The 23,537-nt window shown below is 39.6% G+C and carries 18 protein-coding genes; 13 read left to right on the top strand and 5 right to left on the bottom strand.

Annotation, left to right across the window (positions count from 1 at the left end; genetic code table 11):
* The first annotated feature begins 195 nt into the window (after positions 1 to 195).
* From pnp to B0169_RS05220, 3 genes are all read left to right on the top strand, one after another.
* Positions 196 to 2,319: a polyribonucleotide nucleotidyltransferase gene (pnp, locus tag B0169_RS05230; protein ID WP_077284918.1), complete on the top strand. Its 2,124-nt coding sequence runs from the start codon at positions 196 to 198 to the stop codon at positions 2,317 to 2,319.
* A gap of 133 nt (positions 2,320 to 2,452) precedes the next feature.
* Complete coding sequence (nlpI, locus tag B0169_RS05225; RefSeq protein ID WP_235838480.1) at positions 2,453 to 3,370, top strand: lipoprotein NlpI; 918 nt, start codon at positions 2,453 to 2,455, stop codon at positions 3,368 to 3,370.
* A gap of 59 nt (positions 3,371 to 3,429) precedes the next feature.
* Positions 3,430 to 4,818 (top strand): hypothetical protein, encoded by a 1,389-nt coding sequence (locus B0169_RS05220; RefSeq protein ID WP_143323477.1) that lies wholly within the window; start codon positions 3,430 to 3,432, stop codon positions 4,816 to 4,818.
* A gap of 53 nt (positions 4,819 to 4,871) precedes the next feature.
* On the opposite strand, the gene B0169_RS05215 is transcribed toward B0169_RS05220, so the two are convergent.
* A complete protein-coding gene (locus B0169_RS05215) occupies positions 4,872 to 5,096 on the bottom strand; it encodes a hypothetical protein (protein ID WP_077284915.1) in 225 nt (74 codons plus the stop codon).
* 163 nt (positions 5,097 to 5,259) lie between these two features.
* On the opposite strand from B0169_RS05215, the gene B0169_RS05210 reads away from it, so the two are divergent.
* Positions 5,260 to 6,951, top strand: coding sequence for a SufS family cysteine desulfurase (locus B0169_RS05210; RefSeq protein ID WP_077284914.1), 1,692 nt, complete (start codon positions 5,260 to 5,262; stop codon positions 6,949 to 6,951).
* Between the two features lie 90 nt (positions 6,952 to 7,041).
* Here B0169_RS05210 and tcdA read toward each other — a convergent pair whose 3' ends face one another.
* A complete protein-coding gene (tcdA, locus tag B0169_RS05205) occupies positions 7,042 to 7,827 on the bottom strand; it encodes a tRNA cyclic N6-threonylcarbamoyladenosine(37) synthase TcdA (protein WP_077284913.1) in 786 nt (261 codons plus the stop codon).
* A gap of 456 nt (positions 7,828 to 8,283) precedes the next feature.
* Here tcdA and B0169_RS05195 point away from each other — a divergent pair, with 456 nt between their 5' ends.
* Entirely contained in the window at positions 8,284 to 9,270 is a 987-nt protein-coding gene (locus tag B0169_RS05195; protein WP_077284911.1) for a GlxA family transcriptional regulator, read from the top strand.
* A 7-nt stretch (positions 9,271 to 9,277) separates the two neighbouring features.
* Here B0169_RS05195 and B0169_RS05190 read toward each other — a convergent pair whose 3' ends face one another.
* Together B0169_RS05190 and B0169_RS05185 are read right to left on the bottom strand one after the other, a co-directional pair.
* Positions 9,278 to 10,825 (bottom strand): hybrid sensor histidine kinase/response regulator, encoded by a 1,548-nt coding sequence (locus B0169_RS05190; RefSeq protein WP_077284910.1) that lies wholly within the window; start codon positions 10,823 to 10,825, stop codon positions 9,278 to 9,280.
* A 192-nt stretch (positions 10,826 to 11,017) separates the two neighbouring features.
* The gene (locus tag B0169_RS05185) at positions 11,018 to 12,304 is read right to left on the bottom strand and encodes a citrate synthase (RefSeq protein ID WP_077284909.1); all 1,287 of its coding nucleotides are present in this window, start codon (positions 12,302 to 12,304) and stop codon (positions 11,018 to 11,020) included.
* Positions 12,305 to 12,722: 418 nt separating this feature from the next.
* Between B0169_RS05185 and sdhC the strand changes: the two genes are divergently transcribed.
* The 8 genes from sdhC to sucD all read left to right on the top strand — a co-directional run bounded on the left by sdhC (position 12,723) and on the right by sucD (position 22,582).
* Positions 12,723 to 13,097, top strand: coding sequence for a succinate dehydrogenase, cytochrome b556 subunit (sdhC, locus tag B0169_RS05180; RefSeq protein WP_077284908.1), 375 nt, complete (start codon positions 12,723 to 12,725; stop codon positions 13,095 to 13,097).
* Positions 13,091 to 13,438, top strand: coding sequence for a succinate dehydrogenase, hydrophobic membrane anchor protein (sdhD, locus tag B0169_RS05175; protein ID WP_077284907.1), 348 nt, complete (start codon positions 13,091 to 13,093; stop codon positions 13,436 to 13,438). The genes sdhC and sdhD overlap by 7 nt, the downstream gene beginning before the upstream one ends.
* Positions 13,439 to 15,208, top strand: coding sequence for a succinate dehydrogenase flavoprotein subunit (gene sdhA, locus B0169_RS05170; protein ID WP_077284906.1), 1,770 nt, complete (start codon positions 13,439 to 13,441; stop codon positions 15,206 to 15,208).
* Positions 15,209 to 15,218: 10 nt separating this feature from the next.
* On the top strand, positions 15,219 to 15,929 hold the full coding sequence (locus B0169_RS05165) for a succinate dehydrogenase iron-sulfur subunit (protein ID WP_077284905.1): 711 nt from the start codon (positions 15,219 to 15,221) through the stop codon (positions 15,927 to 15,929).
* A gap of 96 nt (positions 15,930 to 16,025) precedes the next feature.
* Entirely contained in the window at positions 16,026 to 18,830 is a 2,805-nt protein-coding gene (locus tag B0169_RS05160; RefSeq protein ID WP_077284904.1) for a 2-oxoglutarate dehydrogenase E1 component, read from the top strand.
* Positions 18,831 to 18,881: 51 nt separating this feature from the next.
* On the top strand, positions 18,882 to 20,369 hold the full coding sequence (gene odhB, locus B0169_RS05155) for a 2-oxoglutarate dehydrogenase complex dihydrolipoyllysine-residue succinyltransferase (RefSeq protein WP_077284903.1): 1,488 nt from the start codon (positions 18,882 to 18,884) through the stop codon (positions 20,367 to 20,369).
* A 174-nt stretch (positions 20,370 to 20,543) separates the two neighbouring features.
* On the top strand, positions 20,544 to 21,710 hold the full coding sequence (gene sucC, locus B0169_RS05150; protein WP_077284902.1) for an ADP-forming succinate--CoA ligase subunit beta: 1,167 nt from the start codon (positions 20,544 to 20,546) through the stop codon (positions 21,708 to 21,710).
* Complete coding sequence (sucD, locus tag B0169_RS05145; protein ID WP_077284901.1) at positions 21,710 to 22,582, top strand: succinate--CoA ligase subunit alpha; 873 nt, start codon at positions 21,710 to 21,712, stop codon at positions 22,580 to 22,582. Before sucC ends, sucD begins: the two co-directional genes overlap by 1 nt.
* A 195-nt stretch (positions 22,583 to 22,777) precedes the next feature.
* Here the strand turns inward: sucD and B0169_RS05140 are convergent, their stop codons facing one another.
* Positions 22,778 to 23,455 (bottom strand): integron integrase, encoded by a 678-nt coding sequence (locus tag B0169_RS05140; RefSeq protein WP_085328661.1) that lies wholly within the window; start codon positions 23,453 to 23,455, stop codon positions 22,778 to 22,780.
* Between the last annotated feature and the right edge of the window lie 82 nt (positions 23,456 to 23,537).

The following is a 23,537-nucleotide window of genomic DNA, read 5'->3' as shown; positions in this document are numbered from 1 at the left end:
TGTTAAGTATAATGTGCGTGCAAATTTTGTATTTACAAAAAGCTAATCAATCAAACTGTATAATTTTTTGTTCAACTTAGTGCTTAACTTATCGGTTAGCAGCTTAATATTTTAATGAATATTTGTGCGACAAACTAAGTGAATAAATAATTGTACAGATTGATTAAAATCTAAAAATATTTAAGGAACTACTTTATGTTCAAACCAGTTACTAAAACTTTTGAATTCGGTCAACATACCGTTACTTTAGAAACGGGCGTTATTGCTCGTCAAGCCACTTGTGCTGTTATGGCTAGCATGGACGATACATCAGTATTAGTCTCAGTTGTTGGTAAAAAAGAAGCAAAACCAGGTCAAGACTTTTTCCCACTTACCGTTAACTATCAAGAGCGTACTTACGCTGCAGGTAAAATCCCAGGTGGCTTTTTCAAACGTGAAGGTCGTCCTTCTGAAGAAGAAACTTTAATTGCACGTCTAATTGACCGTCCAATTCGTCCTTTATTCCCTGAAGGGTTTACTAACGAAGTACAAGTTATTATCACGGTTGTATCTGCTAACCCAGAAATTGCCCCTGATATCATTTCTTTATTAGGTACCTCTGCAGCATTAGCTATTTCAGGTATGCCTTTTAGTGGTCCTGTTGGTGCAGCACGCGTTGGTTACACTGACGGAAAATACATTTTAAACCCATTACAGTCTGAACTAGCTAGCTCACAACTTGATTTAGTGGTTTCTGGTACTGATTCAGCGGTATTAATGGTTGAGTCAGAAGCTGATGTGCTTTCTGAAGAAGTGATGCTTGGTGCTGTAGTTTACGGTCATGAGCAAATGCAAACTGCTATCACAGCAATTAAAGAAATGGCTGCTGAAGTGAATAACCCTAAATGGGAATGGGAAGCGCCAGTTAAAAACGCTGATCTAGTCGCCAAAATTGCAGAACTTTCAGAAGCTGCTGTAAATGAAGCTTACCAAATTACTGAAAAAGCTGTTCGTTATGAAAAAATTGCTGAAATTCGTAATGGCGTAGTTGAACAGTTACTTGAAGCTGACGCAGAGTTAGATGTTCAAGAAGCAAAAGACTTATTCCACGATTTAGAGAAAACGGTTGTACGTGGTCGTATCACGCAAGGTTCTCCACGTATTGATGGTCGTGATCCTGAAATGATCCGTGCATTAGACGTTATGACCGGTGTTTTACCACGTACTCACGGCTCTGCTGTGTTTACTCGCGGTGAAACACAAGCATTAGTTACGGCTACATTAGGTACGCAACGTGACGCGCAACGTCTTGATACTATTATGGGTGAGAAAACTGACTCATTTATGCTTCATTATAACTTCCCTCCATACTGTGTTGGTGAAACAGGTTTTGTTGGTTCACCTAAGCGTCGTGAAATCGGCCATGGTCGTTTAGCAAAACGTGGTATGTTAGCTGTTATGCCTTCAGCTGAAGAATTTCCGTATGCTGTTCGTGTAGTATCTGAAATTACTGAATCAAATGGTTCGTCTTCAATGGCTTCTGTTTGTGGTACTTCATTAGCATTGATGGACGCTGGTGTTCCAATCAAAGCATCTGTAGCTGGTATTGCAATGGGTCTTGTTAAAGAAGGTGATAACTTTGTTGTTCTTTCTGATATTTTAGGTGATGAAGATCACTTAGGTGACATGGACTTTAAGGTAGCAGGTACTACTGGTGGTATTACAGCACTTCAAATGGATATTAAGATTGAAGGTATTACGCAAGAAATCATGCAAATTGCTTTAAACCAAGCAAAAGCAGCGCGTACACATATCTTAAATGTTATGGACGAAGCTATTGGCGGACATCGTGATGATATCTCGCAATTCGCTCCGCGCATTCACACCATGAAAGTTCCACAAGATAAGATTCGTGACATTATCGGTAAAGGTGGCGCTACTATTCGTCAATTAACTGAAGAAACTGGCACGACTATTGAAATTGAAGATGACGGTACAGTTAAAATTGCGGCAACTGACGGCGAACAAGCTAAAGATGCTATTGCCCGTATTACGGCATTAACAGCAGAAATCGAAGTGGGTACAATTTACACTGGTAAAGTTGTACGTATCGTAGATTTCGGTGCTTTTGTTAACGTTTTACCAGGTAAAGATGGTTTAGTACATATCTCTCAAATCTCTGAAGAACGTGTTAACGCGGTAAGTGACGTATTGACAGAAGGTCAAGACGTAACCGTTAAAGTACTAGAAGTTGACCGTCAAGGCCGTGTACGTTTAAGTATGAAAGAAGCGGCTGAAAAGCCAGCTACACCGGCAGCTGAAGCTGACAACGCAGAGTAATTTTCTGCTATAAAGTGAGTTCATTAGCTGTATTACGCATATATTGCTAATTTCTTGTCGATAAAAAGGGAGCTTAATTGCTCCCTTTTTTATATACTCATGGGCATAAATACCCACTAGGATGTTGTTTTTCGTGCGCTTACTTCTTAAAAATAAAATTCCCAAAGCTTTATTCTCCAAAGTATTACTTGTTTCAGGCTTATTATTAGCCCAAGGTTGTACTACCACAGATAACCAACAGTCAGTTATAGGTGAGCTAATCATTGCAGAGCCAATGGCTATTAACGTGAAAGATGAAATAGCCCTTGAGCGCTTAAGCCAAGTACTTCAAAGAGCTAAAATTAATGACGAACAACGGGCTGAATTGTATTACCAACGTGGTATTAAATACGACAAGTTTGGTTTAAGAGCCTTAGCCCATAATGACTTTAATCAAGCGATTAATTTAAAACCCGACATGGTAGATGCTTATAACTTTTTAGGTATCCATTTTATTCAGTTGCAAGAGTTTAATCAGTCATATGACGCGTTCGACTCAGTGATTGAATTGGATCCTAATTATCAATTTGCTTATTTTAATCGTGGTATCGCTCTATATTATGGTGGTCGGCCAAATCTTGCGGTTGACGATTTCAAGGCATTTAAAGCATATCAAGTGAATGATCCCTATCGCGTGCTTTGGCAATATCTAGCAGATGTCGAATTAGACCAACAAAGTGCCAAGCAAGAGTTAATTGAAGCCGCTAAATTAATTGATGATAGTCTTTGGGCAAAGAAGGTTATTGCGCTCTATTTAGGTGAAATGAGTCAAGAGCAATTTATCGCTCAGTTAACTGAAAATATTCACACCAACCAAGCGCTAACTGAACGTTTGTGTGAAGCGTATTTTTATTTAGGCAAATATAGTCAAATCCGTGGAGATGTTAATGCCGCGATTAACTTTTTCAAACTTGCGATGAGTACCAATGTTTATGAGTTTGTTGAGCACAGGTACGCAAAACTTGAACTTGATTTAATGCGTCAAAGCCTGCAGCAAAGCAGTACACCGTAAATTCGTAGTAGATGACTCGCGGTAAAAAAATCACTATTACATTAATAAGCTTAGCGATAATGATATTGCTAAGCTTATTTTTTTTCATTGCTGACTATCGTGAAAAAGTCAATCAAGCCAATATTACTCGTCAGCAATTAACACTACTTGAAACTGTCGATATATTCACCAATACCAATGAACGACTAAGACAGCTAAAAAATGCCAAAAATAATCAGGCATGGTTGCATTTAGCCACGTTGCACGGCAATCAAAGTGCAAGCACAGCATACCAACTAGCTGAGTATTTTCATCAACGTCAACAAATGCAATCAGCACAACTGTGGTACAAGGTGGCAATACGCCAAAACCATATTCAGGCAAGGATTGCATTGGCCAACAACTATTTTCAACAGCAAGAATACGCGCGCATCAAACCATTATTATTACCGATCATCGCTAATGCTGAGGCATTAACGATATTGTATAAAGTGGCGCTGTACCAAGGTGATGTCGCATTTATTACACGCTATAAAAATCAGCTTGCAAACAGTGAAGCACAAGAATTTTACTTAGAGTTAGAAACGTTCTCTGTTTTTGCTGCCGACTCAGAACCATTAACAGCGAAAGTAAGTAAGTCTTCAGCGTTGACATGTCTTATTGATGTTCAGTTTTTTGCCACAAATTTAGCTGGTTTGAGACACACACAGCAGTTAATAAACACTTTTCAACAGCAGCATTTAGCAGAGTTTGTTTGTTTGAATGCCCCTAAATATATTGCGGCTGATATCGTTAAATGTTCACACCAAGCTGATGAAAAAATCACCTGTAAGGCTAACACTTGGGCGCAGCGAAAAGATATAAACACACGCTATCTCGGCCTTGTTGTTGAAAGGGGAGGTGCTAATGTTGATCACGGTATTTTGTATATCGATCAGAATGATAGTATTGATGTTTTAGTGCATGAACTGAGCCATTTAATGGGTTTTGTTGATGAGTATCCATTACCCGTTCAACATCAAAAGTGCCAACAATATCAGCAAGAGCCGTTTGCCCATAACCTTGTTGTCTTACCTGAGTTTTACCAAGGTGATCGTGCGAGTGTCAGAGCCAAGGTGTTATCTCAAGTACCTTGGTTTAGTTTAATTAAAGATACCACACCAATATTATCTCGCTATAACCAGGGCTGGCAATTATTGACACCGAAAGAATACCAAAACGAAATAGGACTTTTTCCGGCAAATTCATGTCAAAATCAGCGGCAAATGCAGGCTTTTAAACCTTTGGCGCAACGAACAAAACTACAATACTTTGAGTTGAGTTTTCCACCGACTTATATTGATATTTTACGGTTAGCGGCGAACAAATTTTTAATGCCAAGTTATCATTATAATGTCAGCCGAGATTTAGTGGAGCTGGGAGATTATGATCAGGCGAGGGAAGTGCTGCAATCAACATTGTTTGAGTAATAACTTAGTCAATTAATTAATGCTGAAATTAATTGACTAAACATCCAGAGCTATCATGAATTAGTGTGTTCTTTTAATGTGTTAACTTGAGTTGTTTCCTTTAAATTAGATGCTGCATTTACGTATGTTTGTTGTTGTACAACGATATTATTTCTGACTTTCGCTATTGGCCACATAGTGTTGTTATTAAATATTAAGAGTTCTCGCTCTAACGAAGCTTTATCATTTTTAGCTGAGTTAATTTTTGTTGTATTTATAAACCATGAAAATAGTTTCATACCACTGGCTCCTCACATTACTTACATTAAGTTATAGCGTAAATTGTCTATTTTTGCTGACCGATGTTTAATATTTTTCTCGATATTTGCACATTCACTGAATCTAACCGTACCAAGTTACGATATAATTATGGCAACTTAATGAAAGCACTATTATATTTCTATGGAAAAATTTTCTGATACTCATTTTCGCCAACAATTCCCTATTTTAAAAAGTCGGGTTAATGGGCATGCGTTAGTTTATTTTGATAATGCGGCGACAACTCAAAAACCAGCTTGTGTGATTGAGCGTTATCAGGAGTATTATCAACAAAGTAATGCCAATGTACATCGGGCTTCTCATGCGTTAAGTGCGAGTGCGACTGCAGATTATGAAAGTGCCCGAAAAAGAGTCAAAAGCTTAATCAATGCTAACGCTGAAGAAGAAATAATTTGGACTAAAGGTAGCACCGAAAGTATTAATTTGGTTGCGCAAAGTTGGGGACGTACAACATTACAGCCGGGTGATGAAATTGTCTTAAGTTATAGTGAGCATCATGCGAATATTGTGCCTTGGCAAATAGTTGCCAAACAAACAGGCGCAACAATAAAGGTATTACCTTTAGGCAAAACGGGTCAAATAGCGATTGCGGATCTAGAAGGCTATATTGGTGAACGTACGCGTATTGTTTGTGTAGGACATATCTCTAATGTTATTGGTCGAGTCAATCCCATTAAAGAAGTGATACGAGTCGCTAAAAAACATCAGGCATTAACCCTGATCGATGGCGCTCAAGCTATTGCTCATTTAAAGGTTGATGTGAAGGACTTAGACTGTGATTTTTATGTTTTTTCTGCTCATAAAATGTATGGTCCGACAGGGATAGGTGTTTTATATGGAAAACGAGCGTTATTAGATAAAATGCCGCCATATCAAGCCGGTGGTGAAATGATCAAAACCGTCAGCTTTGAACAAACCACTTTTAATCAATTACCACATAAATTTGAGGCTGGAACACCTAATATTGCCGGAGTCATCGCATTTGGTTCGGCACTTGAGTTTCTTGAACAACAAGACCATTTGGGTCTAGTAGCCTATGAGAATGCACTAACATCGTATTGCTTTAGCGAACTATCATCGATACCAACGCTTAAATTCTTGGTTGATGAAGCGCCTGATATACCTTTATTTTCATTTACTTTGCCAGGGCATCATAATCATGATATTGCTGCGGCTCTAGATAGCGTTGGCATTGCGGTACGCGCTGGCCACCATTGTACTATGCCATTAATGCAATACCTTAATGTGGCGGGTTGCATCCGGTTGTCTTTATCGGCGTATAACAGTGTGCAAGAAATTGACTTTGTTATTGAGCAACTGAAAAAATTAACTCAGACTGTTATCACAGGCAGTAAGCTAGCGAGTTTGTCATTAGATAATAAAGCAGCTAGCTTTAGTTCCCCTGAGATTGCTCGCTTAACTGTTGATGATATTTATAGCATGTTTGCTAAGGCAAAAAGTTGGGACAGTAAGCACCGAGAAATTATGCTGTTAGGTAAAAAGCAATTGCCTATGGCTGTTGAAAACAAAACCCCGTTATCGTTGATTGCAGGTTGTGAAAGCCATGCTTGGTTAGTTTCTGACATTAATGCCGCAGGGGTTTATCGCTTTCAAGCAGATAGTGAAGCGAAAGTGATCCGAGGGTTACTGGCAATAATTCTAGCGGCTGTCGATAATAAAACAGCAGCAGAAATTCATGCGTTTGATATGAATAATTATTTTTCAGATTTGGGGCTGTTACAGCATTTAAGCCCATCACGCGGGAATGGTGTTCGGGCTATTGTTCATAAAATTCAGCAACTTATTACTGAATAATGTTGCTCGGCCTAGTTCGATATAATTCGGCCAAGTTAAGTTCAGTGAAGTTATTTGGCCGTTTACACTTATTTTTAAACGCTCATACACTTAACTGAGCGCTTTTTTCAAATATTTTTCCATCGCTTTGCCAACAGCAAAAAATGCGAAACAGGCGGTAACATGCGTTGCCGCGCCAAAACCACCGCTACAATCTAATCGCATTGCACCGTCATTTGACTGCTTAGCATGGCAAACATTACCTTCAGTATCCGGATAACGCAGTTGTTCACTGGAAAATACCGCATCAATAGAAAACTTGCGTTTAACATTACGAGAAAAGTTATATTCACGACGTAATTGGTTACGTACTTTGGCGAGTAGTGGGTCTTGAAATGTTTGGCTTAAATCAGTAATTGCTATTTTGCTTGGATCTACTTGCCCACCGGCGCCACCAATAGTCACAATGGGGAGTTTATTACGTTTGCAATGCGCGATAATGGCCGTTTTGACATTAACAGAATCAATAGCATCAATTACGTAATCGTATGAACTTGAAAGTAATTCTTTAATATTTTCTAGCGTAACAAAATCTTCTATGGTGTTAACGCAACAATCTGGATTGATTTGCATGATCCTATCACGCATAACATCAACCTTACTTAAGCCTACCGTATTGGTTAAGGCATGAATTTGTCGGTTGATGTTAGTGACACATAAATCATCGAGATCAATTAAGGTTATTTGTCCAACACCGTTACGTGCCAGTGCTTCGGCAACCCAAGACCCAACACCACCGATGCCAATCACACAAAAGTGTGCTTGCTGTAAAGCGTTACTTTGCTTGTTACCGTATAGTCTTGCTATACCACCAAACCTTAATTGATAATCTGACATTATTTATTCACTAGCTTGAAAAATCGTGGCGCATTATAACAGCCTAGATCATTAAAACTAAGAGTGTAAACAACAAATTCCCCGATAAATAAGGCACTTTTTTGCTTTGATTTTGGCCGATTGGCTATTTATTTCGTTTAAGTATTTATTTAGCTTATTTTCAATATTAAAACTTATGATAGCTAATGTGAGATAAGCTAAGGGTAAATAAAGCAAACTGGTTAATATTTCAGCATTTAAAAGTATCGGCAACAATGAAATTGCCAACATTAAGCTAACAAAGCTTAATAAATGTAATATTTTTATCGATTTGATCATGGTTTCCATAAAGTAAATCTCCATATCGTTGGATTTTGTTTGTCGAATTTTTATTCTAACGCTTGTACTCGATAAAAAGAGGTGGCATATTTGACATTATTAGTGGCAATTAAGTCATGGGCTTTCAGGTGAAATAGAATGAATGTGCTAGTTTTAGCAACAAATCAATGTGTAGTGTCGGCTGTTTATGGTTTAGTTGATGTGTTTTATGCGGCTAATTATTGTCATGAACAGCGCTATGGTAGCAGTGAAAGTAGCAATATTACCTGTAAAATAGTGACCATAGATAACCAAGTGGTTACAGGTTATAACGGTGTCAGTATTACCCCTAATGCCGAGCTCAATGAAATAGAAAAACCTGACATTATTGTGGTTTCGTCCTCAGTACGAGCTGTGATTGAATGTTGCGCAGATGACATAATGGTGGAGAATATACCGGCGGTTAAGCGTTGGCTAACTCAATGTCACATTCAAGGGACTACTATTGCAAGTTATTGTACAGGAAGCTTTTTATTAGCCTCTTGTGGCTTGCTAAAGGGTAAGGTGGCTACGACACATTGGCGCAGTGCCGATTTATTTAAACGACTTTTTCCTTCCATTCGCCTCGATTGTGATCGCATGTTAATTGATAATGGCGATATTGTTTGCTCTGGCGGTTCAATGTCATATATCGATTTAGCTTTACATTTAATTGCTAAAAACATTGGACAAGATATTGCCTCTGACTGTGCAAAGTTACTGGTTTTTGACCCAGTTAGACAGAAACAATCACCTTATGTCACGTTTCAGGCGCAAAAATCGCATGATGATCAGGCGATCTTAAAAGCGCAAGAGTGGATTGAATCCCATTTTAGTCAGGAAATTTTAATTGATAATTTAGCGGCATTAGTTGGCCTAGGTGCTAGAACCTTTAAAAGACGCTTTAAACAAGCCACTGATGAAACGCCGATCAGTTACCTACAAAGAATAAGGGTTGAACATGCTAAAGTGCGATTGGAAAAAACCACCGAAGCCATTAATCAAATTATATGGACGAGCGGATATGAAGACGTCAGTAGCTTTCGACAGCTATTTAAACGTTTCACTGGGGTAACACCCAAAGAGTATCGCCAAAAATACCTATAAGCGAAACTTAATCGGCGTTAGCCGCGGGCAATTTAACGGTAAATTCTGTTTGTTGCTCATCAATAATATTAAAACTAATTTCACCTTGTTGAACTTGTGTCATCAACTTAGCTGAATAAGTACCTAAACCGGTACCAGAGCGGTGATTTGAGCTGCTGTATTTTTCAAATAAGCTTGCACGCATGCTCTCTGGAATGGCTCCTTGATTGGTTAACCTAAAGCTAACCTGTTCACCTTCATATGCCAAGGTTATTGCTATTTTCTGCTCTGTTGGGGACGCTTCTACAGCATTTTTAATGAGATTGTTGAATATGGATAAGCAAAGCAATGGCTCGGCTAAAATATAATGCTCGTGGTCAAAGCCGCTCAGCTCAAATGTTAGCTGCTTATCCTGACAGTCTTTGACTGAAGCGTTAATAGCGTCATTAACCAGTATATTTAAGTTGGTTTTTTGTGGCATAAGGGTGTAAATACCTTGCTCAATTTTATATAAATTGAGTGAGTTATTTATCATACCTATGGCGTTGTTTACTGCGCGATTAATTGATTTTGCCGCGTCTTGATCTGCTAAGCGATAGGTTTCAAACAGTATATTACTGAGCGGCGCTTTTAAGTCATGGTGGGTTATTTTTTCAATATCTTCACGTAATTTTGCATTTTCTTCAAGCGTTGCAACTTGTGCAGATAAAGCAAGCTTTTGCTGTTGTAAGCGAATATGAGTGGCAACACGTGCGCGCAGTAAGTCGCCGTTTAATGGTTTAGTAATATAATCAACCGCACCTAAATCAAAACCATATTTTATGTCATCAACAAGTGCCTTAGCGCTTAAAAATATGACCGGAATATTAGCACTGACAGGGCTTTCTTTTAGTTTTTTACAAACTTGGTAGCCGTCCATGTTAGGCATCATAATATCCAATAGAATTAGCGCAATATTATGTTTATTACTCGCTACAATCTTTAGTGCATGTTCGCCTGATTTAGCTGCCATTACACGGTAGCTTTCCCGTAAATTACCGGCGGCAACATCAATATTGCTACTCTCATCATCTACTACTAATATTGTCGCTTTTTCAGTGCTTAAATTTGTTTTACTACTGGCAGCAGCTTTAACTGACGCATTACTGGGCTCAGATGGATTGATACTAGGAGCAAAAACATCTGCTTGTGTTAACTTAAATAAAGCGTTGATCACTGAGCTTTTCTTGAATGGGGGGTAAAGTAAAGTACTGATTTTTTCTGGCGTATCGTTACTATCCGTTAAAACATTGTTACCCTCAGGCGCTTCTTGTTGATGCGCCAGTATCAATAACGGCAATTGCTTGCTATTCGATAATGTAGCTAATTCATCGCGAAAAGAACAGATACTTGTTTCTGTTAAGGTGTCTGAGCAAATGAGTAAATTTAGGGATGAAAATTGGGCATATTCTAGTGCGTCTTCGACATTTTCAATGCAGGCAATAGCTGACTTTTTCACGCCACATGAGAGTAATATTTTAGCGAGCGCTTCGCGAACTAATCGACTTTCATCAACAATTAAAATATGGTCAAGCACAAATAAAATACCTGTTTTTAGAATAATTTAGCGATTGTAACGTTAATGTACTGAAGTTTAAATAGCCGCTTGGATATGTAATGGCATATTCTGTTGTTGGATATTAAAAGTGGCTGCGAGCTAAAAAAAAAGGCAACACTAAGGTTGCCTTTTTGTGATGAACGCATACGCGCATCAGTATAAGTTTATTTTTTATCTGTCACTTAATGGTACAAATGTACGGTCAATTTCGCCAGTGTATTTTTGACGAGGACGACCAATTTTTTGACCAGGTTGACCTAGCATTTCATCCCAATGTGCAATCCAACCAACTGTACGAGACATGGCAAAAATTACAGTGAACATATTGGTTGGAATACCAATTGCTTTCAAGATGATACCAGAGTAAAAATCAACGTTAGGGTATAATTTTTTCTCGATGAAGTATGGGTCTTCAAGTGCTACTTTTTCAAGTGCCATAGCAACATCAAGCAATGGATCTTTGATACCCAACTCATTTAATACTTCATGACAAGTTTCACGCATAACCGTGGCACGTGGATCGAAGTTTTTGTATACACGATGACCAAAGCCCATTAAACGGAAAGGGTCTGACTTGTCTTTTGCTTTAGCAACAAATTCATCTACACGATCTAAAGAGCCAATCTCTTCAAGCATAGTTAAACATGCTTCATTAGCGCCACCGTGAGCAGGTCCCCAAAGTGATGCAACACCAGCAGCAATACATGCATACGGGTTAGCGCCAGATGAACCAGCTAAACGCACTGTTGACGTTGAAGCATTTTGTTCATGGTCAGCATGTAGAGTAAAAATACGGTCCATTGCGCGAGCAACTGTTGGGCTAACTACATATTCTTCAGCAGGTACTGAAAATAACATGTGTAAAAAGTTTTCTGCGTAGTTCAAGTTGTTACGTGGATAAACAAAAGGTTGACCTATGCTGTACTTGTAAGCCATTGCTGCGATAGTTGGCATTTTCGCAATTAAACGATGCGCACTACGCATACGTTGATCTGGTGCGTTAATATCTAAATCACTGTGATAAAACGACGATAAAGCGCCAACAACACCACATAACATCGCCATTGGATGCGCGTCAGGTAAGAAGCCATGGAAAAAATGTACTAATTTCTCATGTACCATAGTGTGGTTGGTAATAATGTTTTTAAATTCATCATATTGTGTTTTAGTTGGTGCTTCACCATTTAACAAAATATAACAAACTTCTAGATAATCAGCTTGTTTAGCAAGGCTATCAATTGGATAACCACGGTGTTGTAAAATGCCTTTATCACCATCGATGAAAGTAATTTCAGATTCACATGAGGCGGTTGCTAAAAAACCTGGGTCATATGTGAAATAGCCTGCGCCGCCTAGTGTGCGAATATCTATTACATCGTTACCGGCAGTGCCTTTAAGAATTGGCAAGTCTGCAACTACATTACCGTCGATACTAAGAGAGGCTTTTGAGTCAGCCATATGTTTCGTCCCCATTAAAATTTATTTATCTTGAAAATATCTCTAAACTAAATGTTTAGTCAATTTTTGTGAATATTAAACTGTGTGTATTCTACTTCAGATCACCCCCTAAAAGTCAATTCGTTTGTTAACCTCTTAGACTAAAGTCAAATGTAAGGATCTATTTTAGTAAAGTATGGTTGATAATTAGTCGTAAGCCTTGAAAATTGGCTGCAACTTGTCAGTGAAGAAAATTGTAATTAATGATTTTCACCTATATAATCAAGCCGATCTGAATTCTGTTTTTACATTCGTATGTTATTTTCATATCGTAAGTGTAAAAATATAATGCACATCGGAGGGGGGTTATCTAACAGAACAATTGGCTAGATAACGTAAAAATAAGTTGAAGGCTCCAAGAGCTCCTTAGGCAACAATCGTGAAAAAACAACGTCCTGTAAACCTAGATTTGTCAACAATTAAAATGCATGCGGCAGCCAATGCCTCTATTTTACACCGTATATCTGGTGTCATCATGGTATTCGCTATTGGTATTTTATTGTGGACGCTTTCTTTATCTCTATCTTCTGTTGAAGGTTTCGCGCAAGTAGAGTCACTACTTAGTGGGTTATTCTTTAAAATTATTATCCTTGGTACACTTTCTGCTCTTATCTATCATTTACTTGGCGGTATCCGTCATTTAATTATGGATTTAGGTTATTTTGAAGAGTTACCATCAGGTAATACTACAGCGAAAATAATCATCGCACTTTGGTTAATCCTTACTGTAGTTGTAGGAGTTAGATTATGGTAAATAACGCAGCAACAGTAGGCCGTAGTGGCGTACATGATTTCATTCTTCTTCGTGCTAGCGCAATAGTTTTAGCACTATATACCTTATTTCTCATTGGTTTTTTCGTTGTAACACCTGATGTAACTTTTGAAATTTGGCAAGGTTTTTTTGGTAATATTTGTACTAAAATATTCACCATTTTAGCGCTGATTGCTTTACTCATTCATGCATGGATTGGTGTATGGCAAGTGCTTTCTGATTACATCAAACCAGCGTTATTACGTGGTGGTTTACAATTTTTCTTTTCTGTTTTGTTGCTCGTTTACTTTGCAACAGGCTTATTAACTGTGTGGGGTGTGTAAGTGAGCGTTCCAATTCGTGAATTTGACGCCATTGTTATTGGCGCTGGTGGTGCAGGTATGCGCGCTGCCTTAGCAATCTCGGAATCTGGCAAATCTTGTGCCTTGATTTCAAAAGTATTTCCTACTCGTTCTCATACGGTTTCTGCGCAAGGCGGCATCACTGTTGCATTGGGTAATGCCCATGAAGATCACTGGGAACAACACATGTACGATACGGTTAAAGGTTCTGATTATATCGGTGACCAAGACGCTATCGAATATATGTGTAAAACAGGCCCTGAATCTATTATCGAACTTGAGAAAATGGGTTTACCTTTCTCTCGCACAGAACAAGGTAAAATTTACCAACGTCCATTCGGTGGTCAATCTAAAAACTTTGGTGGCGAGCAAGCAGCTCGTACCGCAGCTGCAGCTGACCGTACCGGTCATGCATTATTGCACTGTCTATACCAACAAAACGTTAAAAACAAAACTAACGTTTATTCTGAATGGTATGCTTTAGATTTAGTTAAAAATAGCGACGGCGGTGTTGTCGGTTGTACGGCTATTTGTATCGAAACGGGTGAAGTTGTTTACTTTAAAGCACGTGCAACTGTACTTGCTACGGGTGGTGCAGGTCGTATTTTCGCATCAACAACAAATGCTCACATCAATACCGGTGACGGTGTTGGTATGTCACTTCGTGCTGGCATTCAAATGCAAGACATGGAAATGTGGCAATTCCACCCGACAGGTATAGCAGGTGCTGGTGTACTAGTAACTGAAGGTTGTCGTGGTGAAGGTGGTTACTTATTAAATAAAGACGGCGAACGTTTTATGGAACGTTATGCACCAAATGCTAAAGATTTAGCCGGTCGTGACGTTGTAGCTCGTTCAATGATGACAGAAATTCGTGAAGGCCGTGGTTGTGACCATCCTCAATATGGTCCACACATTAAGCTTAAGCTTGATCATTTGGGTCGTGAAACGTTAGAGAAACGTTTACCAGGTGTTTGTGATTTATCGAAAACATTTGCTCATATTGATCCAGCTGAAGAACCTATTCCTGTTATTCCTACATGTCACTACCAAATGGGTGGTGTACCTTGTAACGTTAACGGTCAAGCGCTTAACATTGCAGCTGACGGTACGGAAACTATCGTTGAAGGTTTATTCGCTGTTGGTGAAATTGCTTGTGTATCTGTACATGGCGCGAACCGCCTTGGTGGTAACTCACTACTTGATTTAGTAGTATTTGGTCGTGCAGCAGGTAACTTCTTAGGAACTTACTTAAATGATACGCAATCAGGTAAAGATGCTTCTGAATCTGATCTAGAAGCTGCTTTAGCACGTACAAATCGTTGGGAGTCATCAAGTAAAGGTGAATCTCCTACGCAAATCCGTAAAGATTTACAACAGTGCATGCAACTTAACTTCTCGGTATTCCGTGAAGGTGATGCAATGGCGCAAGGTATGAAAGAATTAACGGAAATTCGTGAACGTCTACAACATGCCCATTTAGACGATAAGTCTAGTGAGTTTAACACTCAACGTATCGAGTGTTTAGAGTTAGATAACTTGATGGAAACTGCTTTTTGTTCAGCTAAAGCTGCTAACTTCCGTACGGAATCTCGTGGTGCTCATGCTCGTCAAGATTTCACAGAACGTGATGATGAAAACTGGTTATGTCATTCTGTTTACTCACCAGATAGCGAAGAAATGAGCAAGCGTACTGTAAATATGGCGCCGGTTCACCGTGAAGCTTTCCCACCGAAAGCAAGAACTTACTAGGAGCGTTGTGATGAAACAAGTATTTTCTATTTACCGTTACAACCCTGATGTTGATAACAAACCTTACATGAAAGATTATGAGCTGGAAATTCCAGAAGGCTCAGACATGATGGTACTAGACGCACTAATTTTGCTGAAAGAGCAAGATTCTAGTTTGTCATTCCGTCGCTCTTGTCGTGAAGGTGTTTGTGGCTCTGACGGCTTGAACATGAATGGTAAAAATGGATTGGCCTGTATAACGCCTTTATCTGCAATTAAAGCAAATAAAATTGTTTTACGCCCATTACCAGGTTTGCCAGTAGTACGTGATTTAATTATTGATATGACACAGTTTTATAATCAATATGAAAAAATCAGACCTTACCTGATTAATGACGGTAAAGAACAACCAGCACGTGAACATTTGCAATCTATCGAAGAACGTGAAAAATTAGATGGCCTGTATGAATGTATTTTATGTGCATGTTGTTCAACATCTTGTCCTTCTTTTTGGTGGAACCCTGATAAATTTATTGGTCCTGCCGGCTTATTACATGCTTATCGTTTTCTTATCGATAGCCGTGATACAGCAACAGAAGAGCGTTTAGATGACTTACAGGATGCTTACAGCGTATTTCGTTGTCACGGCATCATGAACTGTGTTGACGTTTGTCCGAAAGGATTAAACCCAACAAAAGCCATTGGCCATATTAAGTCAATGTTGCTAACAAGAGCGGTTTAACTAAAACAGTGGAGTATATTGGGAACAACTGATGTACTCTGCTATTTTTATTAGACAATTTGTTTTTATTGCTTTTATCCCATAAAGGAACAGGCAATGCCCGAAGGTGATATGAAGGCTTGGATAGAGTCTTCCCATTTAAGTGGTGCGAACGCTGCTTATATTGAAGAATTATACGAATCTTATCTGGATAACTCGCAATCTGTTTCTGCAGAGTGGCGAGATATTTTCCAACAACTTCCTAAAATTGAAGGTGCTGACGTTGAATATCGGCATTCTGAAATCCGTGACGAATATAAAGCGCTAGCCCAGCAAATACAAAAAACTGTAGTTGTTTCAGGTGGTAGTGATGCTAAGCAAGTCAAAGTATTACAGCTTATCAATGCTTTTCGTTTTCGCGGACATCAAAATGCTAACCTTGATCCATTAGGGTTATGGCAGCGTGAAAAAGTACGTGACCTGCAATTGTCTCACCATGATCTATCAGAAAATGATTTCGATCGTGAGTTTAAATTAGGTTCTTTGGCTATCGGCCAAGAAACAATGAAACTCGGTGAGTTATATAAAGCGCTTAAGACTACTTATTGTGGTTCCATCGGTGCTGAATATATGCATATCACGTCTACAGATGAAAAACGTTGGTTACAACAACGTCTTGAATCTGTGCAGTCACAAGCCGTGCTTAGCGTTGAAGAGAAAGAAGAAATTTTCAAGGGCTTAGTTGCCGCTGACGGTCTTGAAAAGTATTTGGGTGCTAAATTCCCAGGTGCAAAACGCTTCTCGCTCGAAGGCGGTGATGCCTTAGTACCTATGTTGAAGCAACTTATCACACGTGCTGGTTCACAAGGTGCTAAAGAAGTTGTTATGGGTATGGCCCATCGTGGTCGCTTAAATGTGCTTGTTAACGTTATGGGTAAGAATCCATCAAAGTTATTTGATGAATTCGGCGGTAAGCATGATGAAATATTATCTTCAGGTGATGTTAAGTATCACCAAGGTTATTCATCTGACTTCGTAACGCCAGGCGGTAATGTGCATTTAGCACTAGCTTTTAACCCGTCGCATCTTGAAATCGTTAACCCTGTGGTTATCGGTAGTGTTCGTGCACGTTTAGACCGTCGTGATTGTAATGAAGGTGATTTAGTTTTACCTATCACTATTCACGGTGACTCAGCGATTGCCGGTCAAGGTGTGGTACAAGAAACTTTTAACATGTCGCAAGCGCGCGCGTTTAAAGTGGGTGGTACGATTCGCATCGTGGTTAACAACCAAGTCGGTTTTACTACCTCAAGTCCACAAGATACTCGCAGTGGAGAATACTGTACTGAAATCGCTAAAATGGTTTCTGCACCTATTCTTCATGTTAATGGCGATGATCCAGAAGCGGTAATTTTAGCAACACAAATTGCGCTTGATTACCGTAACGAATTCAAACGTGATGTTGTTATCGACTTAGTTTGTTACCGACGTCATGGTCATAACGAAGCTGATGAGCCAAGTGCCACACAGCCTCTTATGTACAAAAAAGTTAAAAAGCATCCTACGCCTCGCCAACTTTACGCTGATAAATTAAACGCGGAAGGTTCTCTGAGCAAAGCAAAAACAGATGAGCTAACGGCTTATTATCGTAAATTGCTTGATGAAGGTCAGTGCACCGTTGAACAATGGCGCCCAATGACAGAGCATTCTGTTGATTGGTCACCGTACATTGGCCACAACTGGGATGATGATTACGAGAAAGAAATCTCAATTGATAAGCTAAAAGAACTTGCAGCAAAAGTAGCCCATATTCCAGCAGACCATGCAGTACATAATCGTGTTAAGAAAATTTATGACGATCGTGAAAAAATGGCCAGCGGCGAAAAGCTACTTGATTGGGGCATGGCAGAAAATTTAGCTTACGCATCAATTGTTGATTTAGGTAAGCGTGTCCGTATTACCGGCCAAGACTCAGGTCGTGGAACGTTTTTCCATCGTCATGCAGTATTACATGCACAAGATGATGCGAGTCGTTATTTACCATTGCAAAATATTCGCGAAGATCAAGGACCATTTGATGTTCATGACTCAGTACTGTCAGAAGTATCTGTATTAGCATTTGAATATGGTTACACAACAGCTGAGCCAAGTGGTTTAACGATTTGGGAAGCACAATTTGGTGATTTCGCTAACTGTGCACAAGTAGTTTTTGATCAGTTCATCAGTTCAGGCGAGCAAAAGTGGGGTCGTTTATGTGGTCTTACTATGTTATTACCTCATGGTTATGAGGGCCAAGGACCTGAGCATTCATCAGCACGTTTAGAACGCTTTTTACAGCTTTGTGCTGATCACAATATGCAAGTATGTGTGCCATCTACACCTGCGCAAGTATTTAATATGCTGCGTCGTCAAGTGGTTCGTCCTATGCGTCGTCCATTAGTGGTTATGTCACCGAAATCATTATTGCGTCATCCGTTAGCGGTTTCTTCTTTAGAAGAACTTTCAACAGGTGTTTTCCATAATGTTATTGGTGAAGTTGATGAGATAGATCCGGCAGGTGTTGAACGCGTTGTGTTCTGTAGTGGTAAAGTTTACTACGAACTACTCGATCAACGTCGTAAGAATGAGCAAACTAATGTTGTTATCATTCGTATCGAACAACTGTACCCATTCCCAGAAGAAGAGCTAAAAGCTGAAATTGAGAAATATCAGCATGTTAAGCAATTCGTTTGGTGTCAGGAAGAACCGCAAAACCAAGGTGCTTGGTACTGTTCACAGCATCACTTTAGAGCGGCAATCCCTGCAAGCAGCTATTTGACATATGCAGGTCGTAAGGCTTCTGCAGCTCCGGCGGTAGGTTATATGTCAGTACATGTTAAAGAACAACAGGCGCTAGTTCACGACGCGCTTAATGTAGAATAGACCCTCTTTTTTATAAAGAGATTAATTAAGAGTGTGTAAGGAATATTATAAATGACAACCGAAATTAAGGTTCCCGTTTTACCTGAATCAGTTGCAGATGCAACAGTAGCGACTTGGCATGTACAAGTTGGCGATAAAGTGTCTCGCGATCAAGTCTTAGTTGATATTGAAACTGATAAAGTAGTACTTGAAGTACCTGCAACATCAGATGGTGTTATCACTGAAATATCTCAAGCTGAAGGTGCAACCGTATTAGGCGAGCAAGTAATTGCTATTTTGTCTGAAGGTGAAGCTGCTGAAACAGCTCCTGCTGCTAAAGCTGAAACTCCAGCAAATGCACCAGCTGCAAGCGCAAGCCAAGTGATTGATATCGAAGTACCGGTATTACCAGAATCTGTTGCTGATGCAACGGTAGCAACATGGCATGTTGCAGAAGGTGATACAGTATCAGTTGACCAAAACTTGGTTGATATCGAAACTGACAAAGTGGTTTTAGAAGTAGTAGCGCAAGCCGATGGTGTAATTGGTAAAATTATCCATGGTGAAGGCGATACCGTGCTAGGTGCACAAAAAATTGGCGAACTTAACGCCGGTGCTACAGCAAGTGCAGCGCCTGCTGCTTCAGCTGAAGAAGCGATCAGCTCAGATGAGTTAGCTAGCCCATCGGTACGTCGTTTAATGACCGAAAAAGGCTTAACGGCTAATGACGTTGTTGGCACAGGTAAAGGCGGACGCATCTCGAAAGAAGATGTTGAAACAGCTTTGAACAAGCCAAAATCAGCACCAGCTAAAGCAGCGGCACCAGCGCCTGCAGCACAAGCTTCTGCCGCTTTAGGTGAGCGTACGCAAAAACGTGTCCCAATGACACGTCTACGTAAAACGATTGCTACACGTTTGTTAGAGGCGAAAAACTCTACCGCGATGTTAACAACGTTCAACGAAGTGAACATGAAGCCAATTATGGATCTTCGTGCACAATATAAAGATGTATTTGAGAAAACACATGATACACGTTTAGGCTTTATGTCTTTCTACGTGAAAGCCGTAACAGAAGCACTTAAACGCTACCCAGCGGTAAATGCCTCAATTGACGGTGACGACATTGTTTATCACAACTTCTTTGATGTTTCGATTGCTGTATCTACACCACGTGGCTTAGTAACACCAGTATTACGTGATGCAGACCAACTTAGCATGGCGGGTATCGAAAATGGTATTCGTGACCTTGCAATCAAAGGTCGTGACGGTAAATTAACCATGGACGAAATGCAAGGTGGTAACTTTACTATCACTAACGGCGGCGTTTTTGGTTCACTAATTTCAACACCTATCTTGAACTTGCCACAAGCGGCAATTCTAGGTATGCATAAAATCCAAGACCGTCCAATGGCTGTTAACGGAAAAGTTGAAATTTTACCTATGATGTACCTAGCACTTTCTTATGATCATCGTTTAATTGATGGCAAAGAATCAGTAGGTTTCTTAGTAACAATTAAAGAATTGTTAGAAGATCCTACACGCTTGTTACTTAACATTTAGTTAAGTAATGAGTTCGTAGTCGCATTAATGTATTTTGTTCGATGTAGACTATAGTATTAAGCTCTAAGGACTATGTTCTTTAGAGCTTTTATACTATAATCGATCGACTTTTTTCGATGGTAATAATTTTATGATTATTGCCATTTTCATCTACAGATAAATGGATAAAACACCATGAATTTGCATGAATATCAAGCGAAACAATTATTCGCTGAATATGGTTTACCAGTTTCTGAAGGTTTCGCTTGCGATACCGCTCAAGAAGCTGCCGAAGCTGCCGATAAAATTGGCGGCAATATGTGGGTTGTTAAAACTCAAGTTCACGCAGGTGGACGTGGTAAAGCTGGCGGTGTAAAGCTAGTTAAATCAAAAGAAGAGATCAAAGACTTCGCACAAAACTGGTTAGGTAAAAACTTAGTTACTTACCAAACTGACGAAAATGGTCAGCCAGTAGCGAAAATTTTAGTAGAAAGCTGTACAGATATTGCTAACGAATTATACCTTGGTGCTGTTGTAGACCGTGCAAGTCGTAAAGTAGTATTCATGGCCTCTACTGAAGGCGGTGTTGACATCGAAAAGATTGCTGAAGAAACTCCAGAGTTAATTCACCAAGCTGAAATCGATCCATTGGTTGGCGCACAAGCTTACCAAGCACGTGAATTAGGCTTCAAGTTAGGTTTAAACCCAACGCAAATGAAGCAATTTGTTAAGATCTTTTTAGGTCTTGCAAAAATGTTTGAAGATTTCGATTTCGCTTTATTAGAAATCAACCCGTTAGTTATCACTGACGAAGGTAATCTTCACTGTTTAGATGGCAAGATTGGTATCGATGGTAATGCTTTATACCGTCAACCTAAAATGCGCGCTTTCCACGATCCATCTCAAGAAGATGAGCGTGAAGCACATGCAGCACGTTTTGAATTAAACTACGTAGCCTTAGACGGCAACGTTGGTTGTATGGTTAACGGTGCTGGCCTTGCAATGGGCACAATGGATATCGTTAACCTACACGGTGGCAAGCCAGCTAACTTCCTTGATGTTGGTGGCGGGGCAACTAAAGAACGTGTTTCTGAAGCATTCAAAATCATTCTTTCTGACGACAACGTTAAAGCTGTTTTAGTTAACATCTTTGGTGGTATCGTACGTTGTGACATGATTGCTGAAGGTATTATTGGCGCAGTTAAAGAAGTTGGCGTTCAAGTACCAGTAGTTGTACGTTTAGAAGGTACTAATGCTGAATTAGGTCGTGAAGTTCTTAAAAACTCTGGCTTAGATATCATTGCTGCTGAATCATTATCTGATGCAGCGACTAAAGTTGTAGCAGCTGCGGAGGGCAAATAATGTCTGTCTTAATTAACAAAGATACTAAAGTAATCTGTCAGGGTTTCACTGGTGGTCAAGGTACATTCCACTCAGAGCAAGCACTTGAGTACGGTACACAAATGGTTGGCGGCGTAAGCCCAGGTAAAGGCGGTCAAACGCATTTAGGCCTACCAGTATTCAACACAGTACGTGATGCAGTAGAAGCAACTGGCGCAACAGCAACAGTTATCTACGTTCCTGCTCCGTTCTGTAAAGATGCAATTTTAGAAGCTATTGATGCAGGCATCGAGCTTATCGTTACTATCACTGAAGGTATTCCAACTTTAGATATGGTTGACGTTAAAGCTAAGCTTGATCAATCTGGCGTTCGTATGATCGGTCCTAACTGTCCAGGTGTTATTACTCCTGGCGAAACTAAGATTGGTATCATGCCTGGTCACATTCACAAGCCTGGTAAAGTAGGTATTGTTTCACGTTCTGGTACGCTTACGTACGAAGCCGTTAAACAAACAACTGATGCTGGTTTTGGCCAATCTACTTGTGTAGGTATTGGTGGTGACCCTATCCCAGGTACTAACTTCATCGACGTATTGGAAATGTTCCAAAACGATCCACAAACTGAAGCAATCGTAATGATTGGTGAAATTGGTGGTACAGCTGAAGAAGAAGCTGCAGAATACATCAAAGCAAACGTTACTAAGCCTGTTGTATCTTACATTGCTGGTGTTACTGCACCAGAAGGTAAGCGTATGGGTCACGCTGGCGCAATTATCGCTGGTGGTAAAGGTACTGCTGATGAGAAATTCGCAGCATTAGAAGCGGCTGGTGTTAAAACAGTTCGTTCTTTAGCGGATATCGGTGTAGCACTTAAAGAGAAAACGGGTTGGTAGGCACTGCTTAACCAAACGTTAATCTTAAAAAGGTCACTTCGGTGACCTTTTTTATACCCGTAATCATTGGAAATGCATGATTTTGGTTCTGACTAAAAGGTTCAACTGCAAGGCGCATGATTGAGCCATAGCTGGCTATAGGGATTGAATGCAACGAAGTAGATGGGCATTTTAGGCGAATCAAAACAAGCAGTTTCAATGGTCACGGGTATATGTCTTAAAATTATGCGAAATGCAATCAAACGGGCTGATCGTTCCTGCATGTTTCTCCCCAATCACATGTGTGTAGATCTCAGTTGTTCTTAAATCAGAATGTCCAAGTAATGTTTGTACCGTTCTAATATCAGTGCCATTTAGTAACAAAGCCGTTGCAAAACTATGGCGAAATGTATGTGCGGATACCTTTTTACAAATTTTTGCTTTTAACACAGCTTGCCGTAAATTTTTAGTCAACGTTGAAGGGTGAAGATGGTGACGACATATGTAACCATCTATTGGATGTTCACATCGAGTTGATGAAGGAAATAAATATTGCCACGCGAAGTCTTTCATTGCTGATTTATATTTTCTATGTAATGAAGCAGGTACAGACGTTAATCCAAACCCGTTAAGTAAATCTTGTTTGTGTTTAGTTTCCACATTATTTATTTGATTTGTAATAGGGTTGTTTAGTTCTTTAGGTAGTATTGTTAGTCTATCTTTTTGTCCTTTCCCTCTAAAAATAAATATAGTTTTGTTGGCAAAATCGATATCTTTGATTCGTAATCTCAATACTTCATTTAAGCGTAAACCTGAGCCATAAAGAATAGAAACAATTAGTTGGAAAGGCATTCTTAATTTATTAATAATTAATGTGACTTCTGGACTTCCCAGCTTTCACTAGACAGTTTCTAACTCAGAAAAATACGCTTCCTCAAACTTAGCAGGTGAAACACCGCCTGTATGCGAGTGACGT

This window comes from Cognaticolwellia aestuarii, assembly GCF_002000025.1.
GTDB classification, from domain to species: Bacteria; Pseudomonadota; Gammaproteobacteria; order Enterobacterales; family Alteromonadaceae; genus Cognaticolwellia; species Cognaticolwellia aestuarii.
Note: the sequence above shows the minus strand (reverse complement) of the source record. Positions and strands in the feature narration are given on the sequence as shown.